Annotated in this window: 1 rRNA gene; it reads right to left on the reverse strand. The window is 58.5% G+C overall.

Features of this window, described 5'->3' with window-relative positions:
• Positions 1 to 117: ribosomal RNA gene (rrf, locus tag ALMP_RS35620) — 5S ribosomal RNA — on the reverse strand.
• Positions 118 to 248 lie beyond the last annotated feature (131 nt).

Below are 248 nucleotides of genomic sequence, written 5' to 3' on the forward strand. Positions count from 1 at the left end.
GTTCGGCGGCGTCCTACTCTCCCACAGGGTCCCCCCTGCAGTACCATCGGCGCTGTAAGGCTTAGCTTCCGGGTTCGGAATGTAACCGGGCGTTTCCCTCACGCTATAACCACCGAAACACTATGAAACTGTGAACGCCGCACCACGCCTGTGACAACGTGGGGCTGTTCGTGGTTTCAGAACCAACACAGTGGACGCGAGCAACTGAGGACAAGCCCTCGGCCTATTAGTACCGGTCACCTCCACAC

The organism is Streptomyces sp. A012304, from assembly GCF_026008495.1.
Lineage (GTDB): Bacteria > Actinomycetota > Actinomycetes > Streptomycetales > Streptomycetaceae > Streptomyces.